This window comes from Methylobacterium mesophilicum, from assembly GCF_036441335.1.
Classification (GTDB): Bacteria; Pseudomonadota; Alphaproteobacteria; order Rhizobiales; family Beijerinckiaceae; genus Methylobacterium; species Methylobacterium mesophilicum_B.
On the sequence record NZ_MLBW01000001.1, the window covers coordinates 1 to 17,487 of the forward strand.

Consider the following 17,487-nt stretch of genomic DNA (forward strand, 5'->3'; position numbering starts at 1 on the left):
GTCCCGCTCCAGGGCGGGCCGGGCGAGCCCGCGCCCGCGCACGAGCGCGGCCAGGACCTCGGCGGGGTCGGCGCCGTCCGGATAGGCCCGGATGTCGTCGAGCCACGTGTTGGCGGCCGCCCCCGGCAGTTCGAGCTGCCGGACCAGGAGGGCCGGGTCGCCCTCGGCCGGCACGAGGAGCGCCTGGAAAGCGAAGTAGCCCGCCGTCTGGCGGCCGGTCAGCCAGTAGATCGTCTCCGGGCCGGTCACCACGAGGGCGTCGTGGCCGGCGGCCGCGATGGCGGTCCGGGCCGCCGCCTGCCGGGCGGCGAACTCCGCCTCCGGGAAGGCCGCCTCGCGGCCGCGCAGGTGGGTGAACTCGTGCATCGCGCCGCCCTCGCCCCGGATTCCGGCCAGACTCCGCTCAGACTTCGCTCAGCCGCCGGATGATGCCCTGCTTGAAATTCTCGAGATGGGCCGCGATGGCGTCCGCCGCGGCCGCCGCGTCCCGGGCCCGCAGGGCGGCCACCACGGCGAGGTGCTCGCGATGGACCGCCTCGAACCGCTCGGGCATCCGGCTCAGGTTGAACATCTGGGTCTTGAGCCGCAGGTCCTTGATCGTCTTGGCGAGGATCGCGTTGTGACTGTGCTCCGCGATCAGGTCGTGGAAGCGCCGGTCGACCTCCCAGTTGCCCGGAGCGTCCGGGTCGCCCGCCGCCAGGAGCGCCTCCATCTGCCGCTGCAGGTCCGCCAGCACCGCGTCGGCGATCCGGCCGGTGGCCAGCACGACGCTCTCCCGCTCCAGCAGGCGGCGGACATGCAGGATCTCGATCAGCTCGCGCAGGGAAAATTCCTTGACCACGAGCATCCCGCCGGGCTGCCGCTCGATCAGCCCCTCGGTCTCCAGCCGCGACATCGCCTCGCGGGTCGGGGTCCGGGAGATGTCGAGCATCTCGGCGAGGCGGCGCTCGTGCAGCACGGTGCCGGCCGGAAGGTCGCGGCGGACGAGCATGTCCAGCAGCCGGTCGTAGGCCATCTGGCCCAGGCTCTGCTCGCGCCGGGCACTGAGCGCCGTCGTGTACGACGATGCGTCGAGGGTCTTCATGGCGTCCTCCCGGGGCGGCCGCCCGGGCCGCCCCCATTTTCTCGTTCTCCGGCGTCCGCCGCAGCCGCCTACATGGCGGGCGTGCGGATCGGCGCCTTCGGGGCCGGGTCATAGCCGATCAGCGGCGTGACGAGCTTGGCGTAGGTACCGTCCGCGACCATCTCGGCGAGGGCCTTGTTGACGGCCGCGTGCAGGTTCGGCTTGCCCTTCTTGATGGCGAAGCCCTTCTGGACCGTGCTCAGCGGGGTCTCGATCATCACCAGGGGCAGCTTGCGCGCCTGGATGGCGTAATTGCCGGCCACCGCGTCGTTGATCACCGCGTCGATGTTGCCGCCGACGAGATCCTGCATGGCGTCCGCGGCGGTCTTGTAGCTCTTCAGGGTGGCGCCGTGCTCCTCGGCGAGCTTGCCGAAGGTCGAGGCCGAGAGGGCCCCGACGTTGCGGCCCTTGAGATCCTCCGGCCCCTTGATGCCGGTATCCTTGCGGGTGACGATCCGCGCGCCGGATTCGAGCCAGCCGTCCGCGAAGGCGACCTGCTTCTGCCGGGTCGGAGTGATGTCCATCGACTCGCTGGTGATGTCGTACTGATCGGCCATCAGGCCGACCAGCAGGGCGTCGAACTTGATGTTGACCGGGCTGTACGCGAGCCCGATCCGCCGGCAGACCTCGCGCATCACCCGGACCTCCAGGCCGTCGAGCTCGCCGCTCGGCGTGCGCATGCTGAAGGGCGCGAAAGTGCTGTCCGTCGCCACGATCAGCTTGCCGGGCTCGATCAGCTCCAGCTTGCCCTCGGCCGCGCGGGTCGCGGGGGCGGCGAGGAGCCCGGTGCCGAGGCTGGCGCAGAGGGCGGCGAGGGCGAGGACGTGGCGGCGGTTCATGGTCATCTCCGGTCTCGGGACGGGGCTGAAGGGGTCGGCCGCGGCCCGTCCCGCGGCGGGGGCTCAGGAGAGGCGGGCGTAGCGCCGCTCGAAATAGGCGGAGAGCTGCGACAGGATCGACGTGAGGCCGAGGTAGATCAGCGCCGCCGCGATGTAGAAGTCGAATGGCCGGAAGGTCGTGGCGATCATGAGCTGCGCGTAGAGCGTCAGCTCCACGACCGTGATCGTCGACAGGAGCGAGGTGTTCTTGACCGCCGAGATCGCCTCGTTGGTCAGCGACGGCAGGATCATGCGGAAGACCTGCGGCAGGACGATCCGCACCATCATGATCCGCGGGCTCATGCCCAGCGCGAGCGCCGACTCGATCTGGCCCCGGGGAATCGCCGCGAGGCCGGCCCGGATGGTCTCGGCCACGTAGGCCCCGCTGCTGACGCCCAGCGCGATGATGCCGGCCGTGATCGGCGAGAGCTTCACCCCGATCTGCGGCATGCCGAAATACACGATGAAGACCTGGATCAGGGTCGGCGTGCCGCGGATGAACCAGACGTAGAAGCTGGCCAGCGCCCGGAACGGCGCGAAGGACGAGCGCTTGCCCAGCGCGCCGAGCAGGCCGCAGACCCAGCTCACCAGGATGCTCGCCACCGTGACGCCGAGCACCACCAGGGTCGCCGAGAGGAAGCCGGGGCCGTAGGTGACGACCTCGTCCGAGAGGGTGAGCCACCACTCCTGCAACGCCGTGCCGCTCATCGCCGTCCGATCTCCTCGAGGATGGGTCGGCGGCTCACGCCGTCTGTCCGGGGACGGCGGGCTGATGCAGCACGCGCCGGAGGAATTGGCGCAGCCGCTCGCTCCGGGGCGCGCCGATGATGTCGTCCGGCGGCCCGTCCTCGGCGATCACGCCGCCGTCGAAGAACAGGGTGCGGGTCCCGACATCCCGGGCGAACGCCATCTCGTGGGTGACGAGCAGCATCGTCATCCCGTCTGCCGCGAGGGAACCCATCAGCGCCAGCACCTCGCCGACCAGTTCCGGGTCGAGGGCCGAGGTCACCTCGTCGAACAGCATCACCTTGGGCGCCATCGCCAGGGCGCGCACGATCGCCACGCGCTGCTGCTGCCCGCCGGAGAGCTTCGACGGGTAGGCGTGCCGCTTCTCGTAGAGGCCGATGCGCTGGAGCAGCGCCTCGGCCTCCGCGACCGCCTGCCGGCGCGACAGCCGGCGCACCCGGATCGGTGCCTCGATGACGTTCTCCAGCACGGTCATGTGCGGCCAGAGATTGTAGCTCTGGAAGACCATGCCGATCCGCGCGCGCAGCTCGCAGAGCTGCTGCGGCGTCGGCTGCCGGCGGGCGCCCTGCTCGTAGTCGAAGGCGAAGCGCTCGAAATCCATGAAGCCGGAGGTCGGCGTCTCCATGAGGTTCAGGCAGCGCAGGAACGTGCTCTTGCCCGAGCCGCTCGCGCCGATGATCGACACGACCTCGCCCTCGTGGATGTCGAGGGAGATGCCCTTCAGGACCTCGTTGGCGCCGTAACTCTTGTGCAGCTTCCTGATCTTCAGGAGCGGAGGCGCGGCCGTCTCGATCTGAGCCATCGTCGAACCTGATGTGATGCGATCATCTCGCGGATCTTCGCTCGGAACCGCGCGCGAATGCCGTCAATATCTGGCTATGGACTCATAAAATCTCTCGAGGAGGAGATTTTTATTTCAGGTCCGGTGATGTTTTGCGTTGCCAAGACTGGCGCGATGTCCTAGCAAAACCGGTATACCGCCGGCATTCAAGCGGTATTTTTGAGCATGGCTGCCTCCGACATGGTCATCCGCCCCCTGGATCCCGGTATTCCCTTCGCGACAGTGCCGGGTGCGTGCCTCATTGTTCAGCCGCTGGACCGGGTCGGACCGGCGCGTCGGCGGGTTGCGGCCGTGGAATCCCGGGCCGGCACCGGCCGCGGTCCCGCGATCCGCGCCGAATTGGACGCCGGGGATCGGCGACGGTCGGGCGCCGCGCGCAGCGGTCGGCCGGCATGACCGGCCTCGCGATCGACCCGGATTTCTGTGCCGGCCTGTTCGCCGAGCTCCTGAGCTTCAGCCAGGACGCCCCCGGCGTGACGCGGGCGGCCTACGGCGCGGGCGAGGAGCGCGCCCACGCCCTGATGCGGGCCACCGGGCAGGCGCTCGGGCTGACCGCCGAGACCGATGCGGCCGGCAACCTGTTCCTGACGATGGCGGGCCGCGACCCGGCGCTGGCGCCCTGGATGGTCGGGTCGCACGTCGACACGGTGCCCCACGGCGGCAATTTCGACGGGGCGGCGGGCGTGATCGGCGGCCTCGCGGCCGTGGGGGCCCTGCGCCGGGCGGGGATCGTGCCGGCGCGTCCTGTGACGGTGGCGGTGTTCCGGGCCGAGGAGAGCGTGTGGTTCCCCGCCTCCTATGTCGGCAGCCGGGCCGCGCTCGGCCTGCTGCCGCCCGAGGTGCTCGATCTCCCCCGCGCCGATACCGGCCGGAGCCTGCGCGACCACATGGCCGAACTCGGCCTGCGGCCGGAGGCGGTGGCCAGGGGCGCGCGGCTCCTCGACCCGGCGCGGATCCACGGCTTCGTGGAGATGCATATCGAGCAGGGTCCGGCGCTGGAGGCGGCCGGGCTCCCGGTCGGCTTCGTCACGGCGATCAGCGGCAGCTTCCGATACCGCAAGGCGGCCTGCTACGGTCGCTACGGCCATTCCGGCGCCGTGGCGCGGGGCGCGCGCAGCGACGCCGTCTTCGCCCTCGCCGACCTGATCACCGGCCTGGACGCGCTCTGGGGCACGCTGGAGGCGGAGGGCTGCCCGGCCACGATCACTCTGGGCGAGGTCGCCACCGACCCGGTCCAGCACGCCTTCGCCAAGATCCCCGGCGAGGTCCGCTTCTGCCTCGACGTGCGCAGCACCGAGCCTGCCGTCCTGGACCGGGTCGAGGCGGCGCTCGCCGAGCGCGTCGCCGCCGTCGAGGCCGCCCGCTCGGTGCGCTTCGTGCTGGGGGAGCGCACCGGCAGCACGCCGGCGCGGATGAGCGCCGCGCTGGTCGAGGCCCTGTCGGGCCACGCGCGCCGGCTCGGAATACCGTTCCGCACGATGGCGAGCGGGGCGGGACACGACACCGCCACGCTGGCCGGCCAGGGCGTGCCCAGCACGATGATCTTCATCCGCAACCAGAACGGCAGCCACAATCCCGACGAGGCGATGCGGATCGCGGATCTGTGCACGGCCGCGTCCCTGGTGGCCCACCTCGTCGCCGAAGCCTGACCCCGCGCGAAGGAAAGGATGCACCGATGATCGTCGATCTGAACTGCGACATGGGCGAGGGCTTCGGCGTCTACCGCCTGGGCGACGACGCCGAGATGCTGACCGTGGCGACCTCGGCCAACATCGCCTGCGGCTTCCACGCCGGCGACCCGCTGGTGATGCACGAGACCCTGAGCCGCGCCGCCGCGAACGGCGTGCAGGCGGGCGCCCACCCGAGCTTCCTCGACCTCTGGGGTTTCGGCCGGCGGCCGATCCACGGCGAGCGCCCCGCCGACATCGAGAAGGCGGTCCTCTATCAGGTCGGCGCCCTCCTGGCGCTGGCGCAGGATGCCGGCTGCCCCGTGCGTCACGTGAAGACCCACGGGGCGATGGGCAACATGGCCAACGAGGATGCCGATCTCGCCCTGGCGGTGGCCCGGGCGATCCGCACCCTCGACCGCGACCTGATCTTCGTGGTCATGCCGGGCCTGGAGACCGAGCGGGCCGGCGAGACGCTCGGGCTTCCGATCGCGCGCGAGATCTACGCAGACCGCGCCTACGCGGATGACGGCACCCTGGTCTCGCGCAAGCTCCCCGGCGCCGTGCTGCACGATCCCGAAACCGTCTCGGAGCGCGTCGCGCGGATGCTGGAGGACGGGGCGATCACCTGCCTGTCCGGGCGGCGCATCCCGACGCGGATCGACACGGTCTGCGTCCACGGCGACACGCCCGGCGCCGTCGCCATGGCGCGCCGCCTGCGCGACGACTGCGCCGCCAAGGGGATCGCCCTGCGCCCGATGGCCGAGGTGCTCGGTGTCTGAGCCCGGCTACCGGCTCCTGGATTCCGGCGACCGGGCGCTCACGGTGGAACTCGGCCGCGCGGTCGACCCGGCCGTCAACGCGCGGGTCATCGCCCTCGACGCGGCGCTCCGCGGCGCCGGGCGCCCCGGCCTCCTGGAGACCGTGCCGACCTACCGCTCGCTCCTCGTCCTCTACCACCCGGACCTTCTCCCCCGCGCCGACCTCGCCGCCCTGATCGCCGCGCACTGGCCGCCGCCGGACGGGGCGACGGGGTCGCTGCGTCGCTGGCGGGTGCCGGTCCATTACGGCGGCGCGCACGGTGCCGACCTCGCCGAACTCGCCGCCCGGGCCGGGCTCAGCCCCGAGGAGGTGATCGCGCTCCATGCCGGCCGCGACTACCGCGTCTACATGATCGGGTTCGCCCCCGGCTTCGCCTATCTCGGCGGCCTCGATCCCCGGCTCCACGCGAGCCGGCGCACCGATCCCCGGCCCGTGACACCGGCAGGCAGCGTGTCGATCGGCGGGAACCAGACCGGCGTCTCGCCGCCCCTGGAGCTGCCGAGCGGCTGGCAGCTCATCGGCCGCACGCCCGCGCGCTCCTACGATCCGGCCCGGGCCGAGCCGTTCCTGTTCGCGGCCGGCGACCTGATCCGGTTCGAGCCGATCGACCGCGCCGCGTTCGACACCCTCAGCGAGGCCGCCCGCGCCGGCGAGACCGTCGCCACCCTGGAGCGGATCGATGCCTGAGGGCCTGCGCGTGATCGCTCCCGGCGTGGCCTCGACCCTACAGGATGCCGGGCGGCCCGGCTACCTGCGCTACGGCATCTCGGGGTCGGGCGCGATGGATCCCGACCTTCTGGCCCTGGCCAACGGCCTCGTCGGCAACCCGCTCGACGCCGCGGTGATCGAGATGGCGATGGTCGGTCCGACCCTCGCCTGCGAGACGGAGACCTGCCGCGTCGCCCTCGCCGGCGCGCCCTTCGCGATGAGCCTGAACGGCCGCGCCCTCGACCCGTTCACCGCCCACGACCTGCGGCGGGGCGACCGGCTCGTCCTCGGCGGCCCGCGGCGGGGCCTGCGCGCCCACACCCGCACCCGCCTCGGCGGCCTCGACGGCCATCCCCTGGTCGCGGGCGACCTGCTGCCCCTCGCGGCGCCCGCGCCCCGCGACCGACCGCTGACCCTGCCGCCGGCCCACCGGCCGACCTTCGGCGGCCCGATCCGGGTGGTTCTCGGGCCGCAGGCCGACAGCTTCACCGCGGACGGCCTGCGGACCTTCCTCTCCGAGCCCTACACCCTCACGGCGCGGGCGGACCGGATGGGCTGCCACCTCGACGGGCCGCCGATCGCCCACGCGGACGGCTTCAACATCGTCTCGGACGGGATCGTGAACGGCTCGATCCAGGTGCCCGGCCACGGGCGCCCGCTGATCCTGCTGGCCGACCGCCACACCACCGGCGGCTACCCGAAGATCGCCACCGTGATCTCGGCGGATCTCGGCCGCCTCGCGCAGGTGCGGCCGGGGGAGACGATCCGGTTCGCGGCCGTCGCCGTCGCGGAGGCCCAGGCCATCGCCCGCGCGGCGCGAAGCGCTCTGGCCGCGCGGCTGGCGGCGCTGGTGCCGGCCGGCGGCGGCGATCTCGACAGCGCGTTCCTGCTGTCCTGCAACCTCGTCGGCGGCGTCGTCTCGGCACGTGCCCCCGATCCGGCGCCCTGACGGCGCCGCACCTCCTCCCAGCCAGCAAGAGACCGTCGATGCTCACGCCGTTCCACCTCGCCTACCACGTCACCGACCTCGACGCGGCGCGGCGCTTCTACGGGGGCGTCCTCGGCTGCCGGGAGGGTCGCAGCACCGAGACCTGGGTCGATTTCGACTTCTTCGGCCATCAGCTGTCGCTGCACCTGGGCGAGCCCTTCGCCACCACCCGGAGCGGGACGGTCGGCGACCACACGGTGATGATGCCGCATCTGGGCGTGGTGCTGCCGCTCGACGCCTGGGAGGCGCTCGCCGGGCGCGTCGAGGCGGCCGGCATCGCCTTCGACATCCCGCCGGTCGTCCGTTTCGCCGGCGAGCCCGGCGAGCAGCGCACGATGTTCTTCTTCGACCCGAGCGGCAATCCGATCGAGGTCAAGGGTTTCCGGGATCTGGCCGGCGTCTTCGCCCACTGAGGCGCGCCCGCCGCCGACCGGCGACGGGCGGGCCGGACACGTCGCCCGTCAGGCGCGGCGCGCGTTCCAGAAGACGAACTGGCCGTCGACCACGTCCCGGAGATCGCGCCGGAACGCCGTCCGGTAGAAGTACTGGCCGGTCGGCAGGTAGGGCACGTCGCGCATCGCCAGGGTCTGCATCTTGGCCGCGATCGCCTTGCGCGCCGCCTGGTCAGGCGCCTCGATCCAGGCCTCGCGCAGGCTCTCCAGTTCGGGCAGGTCCGGCCAGCCGAAGAAGCCCTTCGGGCCGCCGCAGCGCAGGACCTGCTCCACGACCGGGTTCGCCATGTCGAGGCCGGTCCAGGTCGTGTTGAAGATGTTCCAGCCGCCCTGGTCGGGGGGCGCCTTGCTGGCGCGGCGCGTGACCAGGGTACCCCAGTCGGACACGACGTACTGCACGTTCATCCCCAGGCGCTGGAGCAGGTCGTGCATGATCTCGCCGAGGGCGCCGAGAACGGGGTTCTCGCTCGTCGACATGAGCACGACGCGCTCGCCCTTGTAGCCGGCCGCCACGAGGTCGCGCTTGGCCTTGGCGAGATCGCGCGGTCGGGTGAGCACGTCGAGGCCGGCATCGGTGGCCATCGCGGTCCCCGGCGTGAACAGGCCGACATCCTTGCGCCACAGCTTGGGATCGTCGCCGGCCGCCGCCGCCATGAAGTCCGCCTGCGACAGGGCCTCGAGGACCACGCGCCGGACCGCGGGCTTGTCGAAGGGCGGATAGAGGTGGTTCATGACGCCGGTGCCGAGATTGCCGAGCGGCGAGGCGAGCTGCGTGGCGATCTCCGGGCTGGCCTGGAGCGTCGGCACGAGATCACTGATCGGGTTCTCCCACCAGTCGACCTCGCCGTTCTGGAGGGCGGCCGCCGCGGTGCCGGGATCCGGCATGACCTGCCACTCGACCCGGTCGAAATGGACGCGCTTCGGCCCCGCAACCCAGGACACGGCGCCGTCCGCCCGGGGCCGGTAATCCGGGTTGCGGTCGTAGACCACGCGGGCCCCGACGAGGCGTTCCTTGGTGTTGAACCGGAACGGGCCGGAGCCGATCACCTCGGGGATCTGCTGGGCCGGGTCGATGGCGGCGAGGCGCTCCGGCATGATGACGAGGACCGGCGGACCGAGCTTCGCCAGGGTCTCCAGCATCAGTCCGTAGGGGCGCTTCAATCGGATGACGAAGGTCCGGTCGTCCGGCGCCTCCAGGGCGTCGGTGCGGGCCATCAGGGCCTGCCCGAGGCTGTCGCGTTGCGCCCAGCGCCGGATCGACGCGATGCAATCGCGGCTCCGCACGGGCTCGCCGTCGTGGAACTTGAGGCCGTCGCGCAGGCGGAAGGTCCAGCGCTTCCCGTCATCCTCGACCGTGTGGCCCTCGACCATCTGCGGCTGTGGCGTGAACTGCGCGTCCAGCCCGTAGAGCTGGTCGAACACCATCAACGCGTGGTTGCGCGTGACGTAGGCCGTGGTGGTCACCGGATCGACGATGGTGAGGTCGGATTGCGGCACGAAGCGAAGGACGCTCGCACGGCCACCCTGGGCCAGGGCCGGCCGGGCCGGCAGGAACGGCGCGGCGGCCGCGGCGGCGGCACCGCCGAGGAAGGTTCGTCGCAGCATGGGGGTCACTCCTGGCGTTCCGGGTCAGGCGGTCGGGGACGGGGGCTTTGGGCGGCGTTCCTCCGGAGGCTGCCTTCTGCGGGCGCGCATTCCGCGGGAACACAACCTGCAAGCGCCGTTCCGCCCGGGCCGGTCACGGGGCGCGGACGGTCTCTCCGGCGCGCCGGCGCAGGGCCGCGCGGTCGATCTTGCCGGTCGAGGCGAGCGGCAGCGCCTCGACGAACCAGACCCGGCGCGGATGCTGGTAGGCGGGCGCGTTGGCGAGCACGTGCGCCTTGAGGGCGGCCTCGTCGACCGCGCTGCCCGGCCGGCGGACCACGAAGGCGACGGGCTTGGTGCCCTTGATGGCGTCGTCCACGGGTACCACGCAGGCCTGGAGCACCGCGGGGTGGCGCTCCAGCACCAGCTCGACCTCGCCGGGGAAGATGTTCTCGCCGCCCGAGACGAACATGTCGTCGGTGCGCCCGAGGAAGTAGAAGAACCCGTCCGCGTCGCGGCGGAAGACGTCGCCGGTGTCGTAGAACCCGTCCGCGGTGATCGGTACGGGCACGTCCGGCCGGTTGTGGTAGCCCAGCATGATCGCGGGGCTGCGCATCTGCAGGATTCCAGTCTCCGGCGCGTCCGGCCCGACGAGGCGGATCGCGACCTGGCGGTGCGGCGCGCCGACCGACGCGACCGGCGTCGGCCGGCCGTCCGGATGGTCGCCGAACACGACCGGGCCGCCCTCGGTGGTCCCGTAGGCGTTGAGGATGCGGGCGTTCGGCAGGAGGGCGCGGATCTGCCGGGCGAGGGCGTCGTTGACCGGCGCCGAGCCCATCCGCACCGTCCGCACGCCGGTGAGGTCGGCCGCCGCCAGGAGATCCGGCTCCCGCAGCATCATGGCGATCATCGGCGGCACGGCGGTGAGCCACGTGCAGCGGTGCCGGTCGATCGCCGCGATGTAGGCCCGCGCCTCGAATTGCGGCAGCAGCACCATCGTGGCGCCGGCCGCGCAGACGAGGAGCGCCAGTGCCAGCGCGTTCATGTGGTAGAGCGGCGCCGCCACGAGCAGCCGGTCGTCGCGCAGGTCCGTCTCCGCGGCGCGGGTCCGGGCCACCCAGAGGTGGCTGGCATGGCTCAGCCGCACGCCCTTCGGCCGGCCCGTGGATCCGGAGGTGTAGAGGAACAGCGCCGCCTCGTCGGGCTCGGGCACGATCGGCGCGAACGGCCCGGGATCGAGCCAGGCCGCGATGCCCTCCGGCCCGTCATCGTCGAACTCGGCGACCCGGACGTCGCGGCCGAGCCCCGCCAGCATCGCCCGGCGCGGGCCGTCGCACAGCACGAGCCGCGCGCCGCAATCGGCGAGGACCGTGCTGATCGTGGCCGGCGGGAGCTTGTGATTGACCGGGACCGGAACCACCCCGGCCCGCATCGCGCCGAGCAGCGCCGCGATCGTGTCGGGCCGGTTGGCCGCGAGGATCGCGATCCGCGCGCCGCGGGCTCTTCGTCGCGGACGGGCGACCGGGTGGCGGTGAGGACCATGATGAACGCGTTCGATCGGATCGTCCGCAAACATATCTCGTTGCTCAATGCATAAAGCACTCGGCAATTATATATGTAAGCCCTTCGCATTTTCGCAAAATACGGCATGCCGGACATGAGCACAGACCGCGCTTCTACTATCTTCGTGGCGGGCCGCCTATCGCATCGTTTCCCGCTGCCAGCAACCTGCAGCCGGCGCCTGTCGGGAATGGTTTGTCGCGCAAGGGCGGCGCGGCGGCCGGATCAGTCGGACGGCGAAGGCGTCGGCCCGGGCGTCGAGGCCGGCGCGAGTCATCACCGCGGGCGCGCCATCGGGGGCGACGCCGATGATCAGCGGACGGTCCGGCGGTCCGGACCGGTCGACGAGGTCGCCGAGATTGGTCGCACCCGTGGCCGCGCGCGTCATGAGGTTGCCCTGCACGGGAGGCGGAGGTCGAAGGCCGGCAGCGTCAGCGTGGCCGCGTGCGGCCCGTGCCGGACCCAGGACGCCCCCGGGAGGGCGCCGGCGCGGGTTTCGAGGGCGTCGAGGTCGCGGAAGCGCAGGGCCAGGGCGGCGAAGCGGGCGTCCGGCCCCGGCACGATCGCGATCCGCGAGTCCCCGAGCCGGATGGTCCAGCCCGTGTCCGCGCCCTCGGCCGGCGCGCCGCAGACCGCCGCATAGAGGGCGGCGTCGGCCTCCGGCGTCGTGCTCTCGATCGTGAGCGCGTCGATCCCCGAAAAGCCGTTCGGATGGTCGAGCCATTCGGGCCGCCAGACGAGATCCGGGGTCAGGTGCTCGCAATGGTAGAGGCGCCCCGCCGGAAACAGGTGGGCCGGCACCCGCACCGTGCGGAACCGGGCCGCCTCCTCGCGGCCGTCGACGGTGACCGGGCGCGAGAAGGCGACGGGCGGTCCGGCCGCCAGACCCAGAGCGGCCAGCCGCGCGTGAGTCGCGTCGGCGTCCCGGCTCGCGACGACGAGCCCGTTCAGGCCGAACGGGCTGTCCAGGACGTCCTGCCGTTGCGGACCGGTCTCGGGCACGCCCACGAGTTCGAGGTACGGGCCGGCCGTCATCATCAGGTGGTTGATGGAGCCGAGCGAGTGGTGGCCTCGGGGCGTCAGGCGGAAGCCGAGGGCGGCGAACAGGTCCTCCGCCTCGTCCATCCGCCGCAGCACGTTGATCACGACGTGGTCGAGGGCCCCGTCGGCCGGGGCGCCGGGGGCCGGCCCCGTCATTTCGCCGGCGCGGTCATGTAGACGCCGCGGCCGCTCGCGAGCAGGCGGCCCGCGTCATCGAGGATCTGCGCCTCGGCCACCGAGAGCTGGTTGCCGAACTTCACCACCGTGCCGCGGCAGGTGAGATCGCCCTGCATCGCGGCCCGGTGGTAATCGACGCGCAGGTCCACGGTGGGGACGCCGCGGCCGGTCTTGGAGACCAGCGCCCAGTCGGCGGTGAGATCCACGAGCGTCGCCAGGATGCCGCCGTGCACGTAGCCGCGCTCGGCGTTGACGACCCATTCCGGCCGCCACGTCGCCTTCAGCTCGATCGTGCCCTCGCCGACCGAGACGACCGAGAGGCCGAGCCACTGGTGGAACGGGCCGCGCAGCAGCAGCGCCTCGACCTGCTCCTTGCTGAGGGGGGTGTCGGACATGGCTTCGGGATCTCCTCGGGCGGTATTGGGGGGCGGCGACGCGCGATCGACCGGATCGGTCTCAGGGCGTGACGACGATCTTGCCCATGACCTCGCGGTCGCGGATCATCCGCAGGCCCTCGGCGGCCTCTTCCAGGGGCAGGACCTTGTCGATCGTCGGCTTCAGCGTGCCGGCCTGGATCATGTCCATCAGGGCCGACAGGTTGTCGTCGTAGAAGCTGTTCGAGCCGATCACCTTGAGCTCGAAGCTCCAGATGTAGCGGAGATCCTCCTTGGGATCGTGCCCCGCTGTCGCCCCGCAGACGAGCAGCGTGCCGCCGCGCTTCAGGCACTTGAGCGAGGGCACCCAGGTGTCGCCGCCGGTGAAGTTGATCACCACGTCGACGCCGCCCTCGTAGGTCCGGCGCTGCGGCTTGCCGTACTGCTGGATCGCCCACTTGGAGAAGTCGGTCTCGCGGTAGTTGACCACTTGGTCGGCGCCGAGCGCCGTCAGCGCCGCCATCTTCTCCGCGCTGCCCGCGCAGGCGATCACCTCGGCGCCGAGCTGCTTGGCCAGCATCACGCAGCCGGTGCCGACGCCGCCGCTGGCGCCGAGAATCAGGACCCTGTCGCCGGCCTTCACGGTGTTGTGGGTGATCAGCATGCGGTGGGCCGTGCCGTAGGCCACCGGCAGGGAGGCGGCGTCCGCGTAGCTGACGTCCGGCGGCATCGCGATGAGCTGGCCCGTCGAGACGCGGCAATACTCGGCCATGCCGCCGTCGAGCATCTCGCCCATCAGGCCCTTGGCCTTGTTGAGCGGGTTGACCAGCACCCGGTCGCCGACGCGCCACTCCGTGACGCCCGCGCCGAGCTCGACGACCTGTCCGGCCATATCGAGGCCGATCACCACCGGCATCGGCACCTTGATGCCGGGCATGCCCTTCACGGTGAACACGTCGTGGTAGTTGAACGAGGACGCGCCGACGCGGATCAGGACCTCGCCCGGGCCGGGGGACGGCTTCGGATAGTCGTTCACCACCTTCAGCGTGTCGATGTCGCCGTGCGCCTCCAGCACGAGCGCCTTCATGGTCTGAGCCATCGTGGAAACCTTCTTCTGCCAGTCGGAGGAGAGCTACGGGATCGTCTTCGACCGCTCGTAGGGGCCGGGAACCAGGGCCGTGTCCGGCAGGCTGCCCTGAACGGCGCCGACCGCCTTGAACACGTCGAACTCGCGCTTCAGCGAGGCGATGTCGGCGGGCTCCAGGCTGACCGTGTAGATGCCGTCCCAGAGGCCCGCGTAGGCGGCGGCGTCGGCGTCGCTCAGGTTCGCGGCCGCCTTCAGGATCTTGGCCACGCCGGGCTTGTCGGCTCGGCCGAAAGCGAAGGCCTTGCGCATCGCGGCCACGACCTTGGCGGGCGCGTCCGGATTCTGCGTCATCCAGGCGTTGCGCATCAGACCGACGCCGAGGACCGGCGGCGCGTCCTGCCGGGTGAGGCGCTTCCACTCCTCCCGGAAGGTACCGAGCCGGCGCAGCTTCACGTCGGGGAGGAGCGCGAGGGTCACGGTGCGCAGGGCCGCGGCGTCGATGTCCTTCTGGACGAGGAATTGCGCGAGCCGGGAGTCGTTGCCGGGCACGGCCTGGTAATCGGCGGGCTTGAGGCCGTGATTGGTCTCCAGGATCGCCGCCGCGATGGCGGCGGTGCCGCTGCCGGCCGGCGAGGTGCCGATCTTCTTGCCCCTGAGGTCGGCCATCGTCTTGATCGGCGAGTCCTCGAGGACGACGAAGTCGAGGTCGGCCACCTGCGTCGCCAGGACGATGCTCATCGGCAGGCCGTCGGCGGTCACGCTCAGCGCCGTCCCCGCGCTCGCCGCGATCGCGAAATCGATCGCCCCGGCCGCCATGGCCTTGGTCGGCGCGTTCACGTCCGGGAACTTGACGTACTCGGCCGTCAGGCCCTCCTTCTCCATGAACTTGCCGGCCTCCAGCACGGCGCCGAAGCCGAGGCTGATGCCGGAGCTCCAGTAGCCGATGCGCACCGACTCGGCGCGCGCGAGGCCGGGCAGGCCGATCGCGCAGAGCGCGGCGGCGGCGAGGACGCGGATTCGATTCAAGGCGTTCTCCAGGACGGGGGATGGGAGGGCGTTCGGCGGGCATGGCCCCGCGCGGCGGCGGCCGTCACGGCTGCGCCGCCTTCTTCCAGGCGAACAGGCGCTGCTCGACCGGCTTCAGGACGAGCGTCTCGAGCCCGATCATCAGGGCGACGAGGGTGAGGGTCCAGGCGAAGACCTGGTCGGTCTGGACGAGGTCGGCCGCCTGCCGCAGGCGGTAGCCGATGCCGCTGCTCGCCCCGAGCGATTCCGCCACGAGGACGACCCGGGCCCCGAAGCCGATGGCGAGGCGCGCGCCCGCGAAGAAGGCGGGCAGGATCGTCGGCAGGTAGATCTTGGTCAGCACCTTGCGGCGCGGCATGCGGAAGGTGCGGGCGAGCTCGAGATGCTCGGCGCTGACCGTGCGCGTGCCCTGCCAGACGTTGGTCAGGATCAGCGGCATCGCGGTCATGAACACCACGAAGATCGTGGTCCAGTTCGAGAGGCCGAACCAGATCAGCGCGAAGATTGCCCAGATCGCCGACGAGACGGTGTTGGTCACCGTCAGCACCGGCTCGAAGAACCGGCCGAGGCGCGGGCTCGCGCCGAGCAGCAGGCCGAGCGGCAGCCCCACGAGGGCCGCGAAGGCGAGGCCGGCGCCGATCCGGCCCAGCGTGATGCCGAGATCGGCGGCGAAGCTCGGCGTGGCGACGAGGCCGAGCCACGTGTGCCAGACCCGCGCGGGGCTCGGCAGGACGAAGCTCGGCGCGTGCAGCGATCCGAGCTGCCACGCGGCCAGCGCGAGCGCGAGCAGGGCGAGCCGCTGCAGGAGCAGGCTGGCCCGGCGTCCGGCCCCGGACGTCCGCGTCCGCCGGATCAGGCGCGGCGGGGTCTTCACGAGCATCGCGCGCTCGCGGCGGAGAGGCTGATGCGCAGGCGCCGGACCTCCTCGGCGACCTCCGTCGCGAGTGGGTCGCGGGGGTACGGCAGATCGATCGCCCGGACCGCGCCGATCCGGCCCGGCCGCGGGTGCAGGACGACCACCTGGCTCGCCAGCACCACCGCCTCCTCGACGTCGTGCGTGACGAAGACCAGGGTCATCGCCCGCAGGCCGGCGATGCGCAGCAGTTCCGCGTGCATCTGCGCGCGGATCTCGGGATCGAGCTTCGAGAACGGCTCGTCGAGGAGCAGGATCTTGGGCTCGGTCACGAGGCTGCGCGCGAGCGCCACCCGGCTGCGCATGCCCCCCGACAATTCGTGCGGGTAGGCGTCGCGGAAGGCCTCCAGCCCGACGAGACGCAGGGTCTCGTCGACCCGCCGGGCCCGCTCCGCCCGGCCCATGCGCCCGGCCTCGAGGCCGAAGGCGACGTTCTGGGCAGCCGTGCGCCAGGGCAGCAGCCGGTCCTCCTGAAACATGTAGGTCATGGCCCGCCAGTCGCGGAAGGCGTGCGACGGGATGCCGTTGAGGAGGACGGCGCCCTGGTCGGGCTCCACCAGCCCGGCGATCATGTTGAGGAGGGTGCTCTTGCCGCAGCCCGACGCGCCCAGGATCGCGACGATCGCGCGCTGCGGGATCGCGATGTCGACGGTGTCGAGGACGTGGAGCGGCCCGCCCTCGCGCCGGTCGAACCACTTGCTGACGTGGTCGAGCTCGACGGCGTTCACGGCTCGCCCCCGTCGACCCGGGCCGGCCGCACCGGCGCCACCACCGCGGTGTCGCGCAGGCTGGCGATGACCTTCTCCATCGTCATGGACCGGAAGGTCTCGACGTGGCGGCGCGCCACCAGGGCGGCGCTGTCGGCGTCGCCGGCCACCAGATGCTCGATCATCGCGGTGTGGTCGTTCTCGATGTTCGGCCGTACCCCCTGCACGCCGAAGCCGAGGGCGACGAGGCGGGTCATCTCGTCGAGGAGGCCCGACAGCGTCCGGTACAGGCGCCCGTTCCCCGAAGCCGCGGCGATCGCGAGGTGAAAGCCCCGGTTGGCCTCCAGGAAGAAGTCGATCTGGTTGCCCATCTCCACCGTGATCTTGCGGCGGCAGGCCTGCTCCAGGCGCTCCAGATGCGCCCGGTTCACCCGGCCGGCGGCGCCCCGCGCCGCGAGGGGCTCGAGCTCCATCCGGAGGGCGAAGACCTCGTCGACGTCCTTCACGGTCACCGGGCTGACCCGGTAGCCGTGCCGCGGCATCGAGCTGACGAAGCCTTCCTGGGCCAGGCGCTGGAGCGCGATCCGGCAGCTCGCCTTGCCGATCTCGAACCGCTCCATCACCTCGGCCTCGGTGAAGCGCGTGCCGGGCAGGAGTCGGCAGGCGACGATCTCGCGCCGCATCAGGTCGTAGGCCTGGTTGCCCTTGCGCGTGGCGTCGGGGACGGCGAGCACCGTCGCGGTCGGGCGATCGGGCCGGGACCTGTCATCGCGCGTCGTCATCGCACCTCGC

19 protein-coding genes are annotated in these 17,487 nt (G+C 71.9%); 5 read left to right on the top strand and 14 right to left on the bottom strand.

The genetic code is table 11. The features are described 5' to 3' along the window. From MMR14E_RS00005 to MMR14E_RS00025, 5 genes are all read right to left on the bottom strand, one after another. On the bottom strand, window positions 1-366 hold a 366-nt coding region (locus MMR14E_RS00005), incomplete at its 3' end, for an aminopeptidase P family N-terminal domain-containing protein (protein ID WP_331312227.1). Between the two features lie 37 nt (window positions 367-403). Then, entirely contained in the window at window positions 404-1,084 is a 681-nt protein-coding gene (locus tag MMR14E_RS00010; protein ID WP_331312228.1) for a GntR family transcriptional regulator, read from the bottom strand. Window positions 1,085-1,152: 68 nt separating this feature from the next. Beyond that, window positions 1,153-1,962 (bottom strand): transporter substrate-binding domain-containing protein, encoded by an 810-nt coding sequence (locus MMR14E_RS00015; RefSeq protein ID WP_331312478.1) that lies wholly within the window; start codon window positions 1,960-1,962, stop codon window positions 1,153-1,155. Window positions 1,963-2,025: 63 nt separating this feature from the next. Next, window positions 2,026-2,709, bottom strand: a complete 684-nt coding sequence (locus MMR14E_RS00020; RefSeq protein ID WP_331312229.1) for an amino acid ABC transporter permease — start codon at window positions 2,707-2,709, stop codon at window positions 2,026-2,028. Between the two features lie 34 nt (window positions 2,710-2,743). Then, the gene (locus MMR14E_RS00025; RefSeq protein WP_331312230.1) at window positions 2,744-3,550 is read right to left on the bottom strand and encodes an amino acid ABC transporter ATP-binding protein; all 807 of its coding nucleotides are present in this window, start codon (window positions 3,548-3,550) and stop codon (window positions 2,744-2,746) included. Window positions 3,551-3,981: 431 nt separating this feature from the next. Here MMR14E_RS00025 and MMR14E_RS00030 point away from each other — a divergent pair, with 431 nt between their 5' ends. The 5 genes from MMR14E_RS00030 to MMR14E_RS00050 are packed head-to-tail and all read left to right on the top strand — an operon-like array spanning window position 3,982 to window position 8,187. Further along, the gene (locus MMR14E_RS00030) at window positions 3,982-5,238 is read left to right on the top strand and encodes a Zn-dependent hydrolase (protein WP_331312231.1); all 1,257 of its coding nucleotides are present in this window, start codon (window positions 3,982-3,984) and stop codon (window positions 5,236-5,238) included. 26 nt (window positions 5,239-5,264) lie between these two features. After that, window positions 5,265-6,038, top strand: a complete 774-nt coding sequence (locus MMR14E_RS00035) for a 5-oxoprolinase subunit PxpA (protein WP_331312232.1) — start codon at window positions 5,265-5,267, stop codon at window positions 6,036-6,038. After that, a complete protein-coding gene (pxpB, locus tag MMR14E_RS00040; protein ID WP_331312233.1) occupies window positions 6,031-6,765 on the top strand; it encodes a 5-oxoprolinase subunit PxpB in 735 nt (244 codons plus the stop codon). Before MMR14E_RS00035 ends, pxpB begins: the two co-directional genes overlap by 8 nt. Next, a complete protein-coding gene (locus MMR14E_RS00045) occupies window positions 6,758-7,735 on the top strand; it encodes a biotin-dependent carboxyltransferase family protein (RefSeq protein ID WP_331312234.1) in 978 nt (325 codons plus the stop codon). The genes pxpB and MMR14E_RS00045 overlap by 8 nt, the downstream gene beginning before the upstream one ends. A gap of 38 nt (window positions 7,736-7,773) precedes the next feature. After that, window positions 7,774-8,187: a VOC family protein gene (locus MMR14E_RS00050; protein WP_331312235.1), complete on the top strand. Its 414-nt coding sequence runs from the start codon at window positions 7,774-7,776 to the stop codon at window positions 8,185-8,187. A 48-nt stretch (window positions 8,188-8,235) separates the two neighbouring features. On the opposite strand, the gene MMR14E_RS00055 is transcribed toward MMR14E_RS00050, so the two are convergent. From MMR14E_RS00055 to MMR14E_RS00095, 9 genes are all read right to left on the bottom strand, one after another. Beyond that, the gene (locus tag MMR14E_RS00055; RefSeq protein WP_331312236.1) at window positions 8,236-9,831 is read right to left on the bottom strand and encodes an ABC transporter substrate-binding protein; all 1,596 of its coding nucleotides are present in this window, start codon (window positions 9,829-9,831) and stop codon (window positions 8,236-8,238) included. A 133-nt stretch (window positions 9,832-9,964) separates the two neighbouring features. Further along, on the bottom strand, window positions 9,965-11,386 hold the full coding sequence (locus MMR14E_RS00060; RefSeq protein ID WP_331312237.1) for a class I adenylate-forming enzyme family protein: 1,422 nt from the start codon (window positions 11,384-11,386) through the stop codon (window positions 9,965-9,967). Between the two features lie 368 nt (window positions 11,387-11,754). Continuing rightward, window positions 11,755-12,567 carry a VOC family protein gene (locus MMR14E_RS00065; protein ID WP_331312238.1) on the bottom strand — a complete coding sequence of 271 codons (813 nt, stop codon included), beginning with the start codon at window positions 12,565-12,567 and terminating at the stop codon, window positions 11,755-11,757. Continuing rightward, on the bottom strand, window positions 12,564-12,983 hold the full coding sequence (locus MMR14E_RS00070; RefSeq protein WP_091720902.1) for a PaaI family thioesterase: 420 nt from the start codon (window positions 12,981-12,983) through the stop codon (window positions 12,564-12,566). The genes MMR14E_RS00065 and MMR14E_RS00070 overlap by 4 nt, the downstream gene beginning before the upstream one ends. Before the next feature lie 61 nt (window positions 12,984-13,044). Further along, a complete protein-coding gene (locus MMR14E_RS00075) occupies window positions 13,045-14,061 on the bottom strand; it encodes a quinone oxidoreductase family protein (RefSeq protein ID WP_331312239.1) in 1,017 nt (338 codons plus the stop codon). Between the two features lie 33 nt (window positions 14,062-14,094). Next, a complete protein-coding gene (locus tag MMR14E_RS00080) occupies window positions 14,095-15,075 on the bottom strand; it encodes an ABC transporter substrate-binding protein (protein ID WP_331312240.1) in 981 nt (326 codons plus the stop codon). Window positions 15,076-15,139: 64 nt separating this feature from the next. Next, entirely contained in the window at window positions 15,140-15,955 is an 816-nt protein-coding gene (locus MMR14E_RS00085) for an ABC transporter permease (RefSeq protein WP_331312241.1), read from the bottom strand. Continuing rightward, entirely contained in the window at window positions 15,946-16,716 is a 771-nt protein-coding gene (locus MMR14E_RS00090) for an ABC transporter ATP-binding protein (protein WP_331312242.1), read from the bottom strand. The genes MMR14E_RS00085 and MMR14E_RS00090 overlap by 10 nt, the downstream gene beginning before the upstream one ends. After that, on the bottom strand, window positions 16,713-17,477 hold the full coding sequence (locus MMR14E_RS00095; protein WP_331312243.1) for a GntR family transcriptional regulator: 765 nt from the start codon (window positions 17,475-17,477) through the stop codon (window positions 16,713-16,715). Before MMR14E_RS00095 ends, MMR14E_RS00090 begins: the two co-directional genes overlap by 4 nt. Window positions 17,478-17,487: the final 10 nt, after the last annotated feature.

Excerpts from the sequence above, each read along its gene's own strand:
- MMR14E_RS00055 (WP_331312236.1), bottom strand. The coding sequence starts at position 9,831 with ATGCTGCGACGAACCTTCCTCGGCGGTGCCGCCGCCGCGGCCGCCGCG.
- MMR14E_RS00020 (WP_331312229.1), bottom strand. The coding sequence starts at position 2,709 with ATGAGCGGCACGGCGTTGCAGGAGTGGTGGCTCACCCTCTCGGACGAG.
- MMR14E_RS00045 (WP_331312234.1), top strand. The coding sequence starts at position 6,758 with ATGCCTGAGGGCCTGCGCGTGATCGCTCCCGGCGTGGCCTCGACCCTA.
- MMR14E_RS00030 (WP_331312231.1), top strand. The coding sequence starts at position 3,982 with ATGACCGGCCTCGCGATCGACCCGGATTTCTGTGCCGGCCTGTTCGCC.
- MMR14E_RS00095 (WP_331312243.1), bottom strand. The coding sequence starts at position 17,477 with ATGACGACGCGCGATGACAGGTCCCGGCCCGATCGCCCGACCGCGACG.
- MMR14E_RS00085 (WP_331312241.1), bottom strand. The coding sequence starts at position 15,955 with ATGCTCGTGAAGACCCCGCCGCGCCTGATCCGGCGGACGCGGACGTCC.
- MMR14E_RS00010 (WP_331312228.1), bottom strand. The coding sequence starts at position 1,084 with ATGAAGACCCTCGACGCATCGTCGTACACGACGGCGCTCAGTGCCCGG.
- MMR14E_RS00065 (WP_331312238.1), bottom strand. The coding sequence starts at position 12,567 with ATGACGGGGCCGGCCCCCGGCGCCCCGGCCGACGGGGCCCTCGACCAC.
- MMR14E_RS00060 (WP_331312237.1), bottom strand. The coding sequence starts at position 11,386 with ATGTTTGCGGACGATCCGATCGAACGCGTTCATCATGGTCCTCACCGC.
- MMR14E_RS00035 (WP_331312232.1), top strand. The coding sequence starts at position 5,265 with ATGATCGTCGATCTGAACTGCGACATGGGCGAGGGCTTCGGCGTCTAC.
- MMR14E_RS00050 (WP_331312235.1), top strand. The coding sequence starts at position 7,774 with ATGCTCACGCCGTTCCACCTCGCCTACCACGTCACCGACCTCGACGCG.
- MMR14E_RS00070 (WP_091720902.1), bottom strand. The coding sequence starts at position 12,983 with ATGTCCGACACCCCCCTCAGCAAGGAGCAGGTCGAGGCGCTGCTGCTG.
- MMR14E_RS00025 (WP_331312230.1), bottom strand. The coding sequence starts at position 3,550 with ATGGCTCAGATCGAGACGGCCGCGCCTCCGCTCCTGAAGATCAGGAAG.
- MMR14E_RS00075 (WP_331312239.1), bottom strand. The coding sequence starts at position 14,061 with ATGGCTCAGACCATGAAGGCGCTCGTGCTGGAGGCGCACGGCGACATC.
- MMR14E_RS00015 (WP_331312478.1), bottom strand. The coding sequence starts at position 1,962 with ATGAACCGCCGCCACGTCCTCGCCCTCGCCGCCCTCTGCGCCAGCCTC.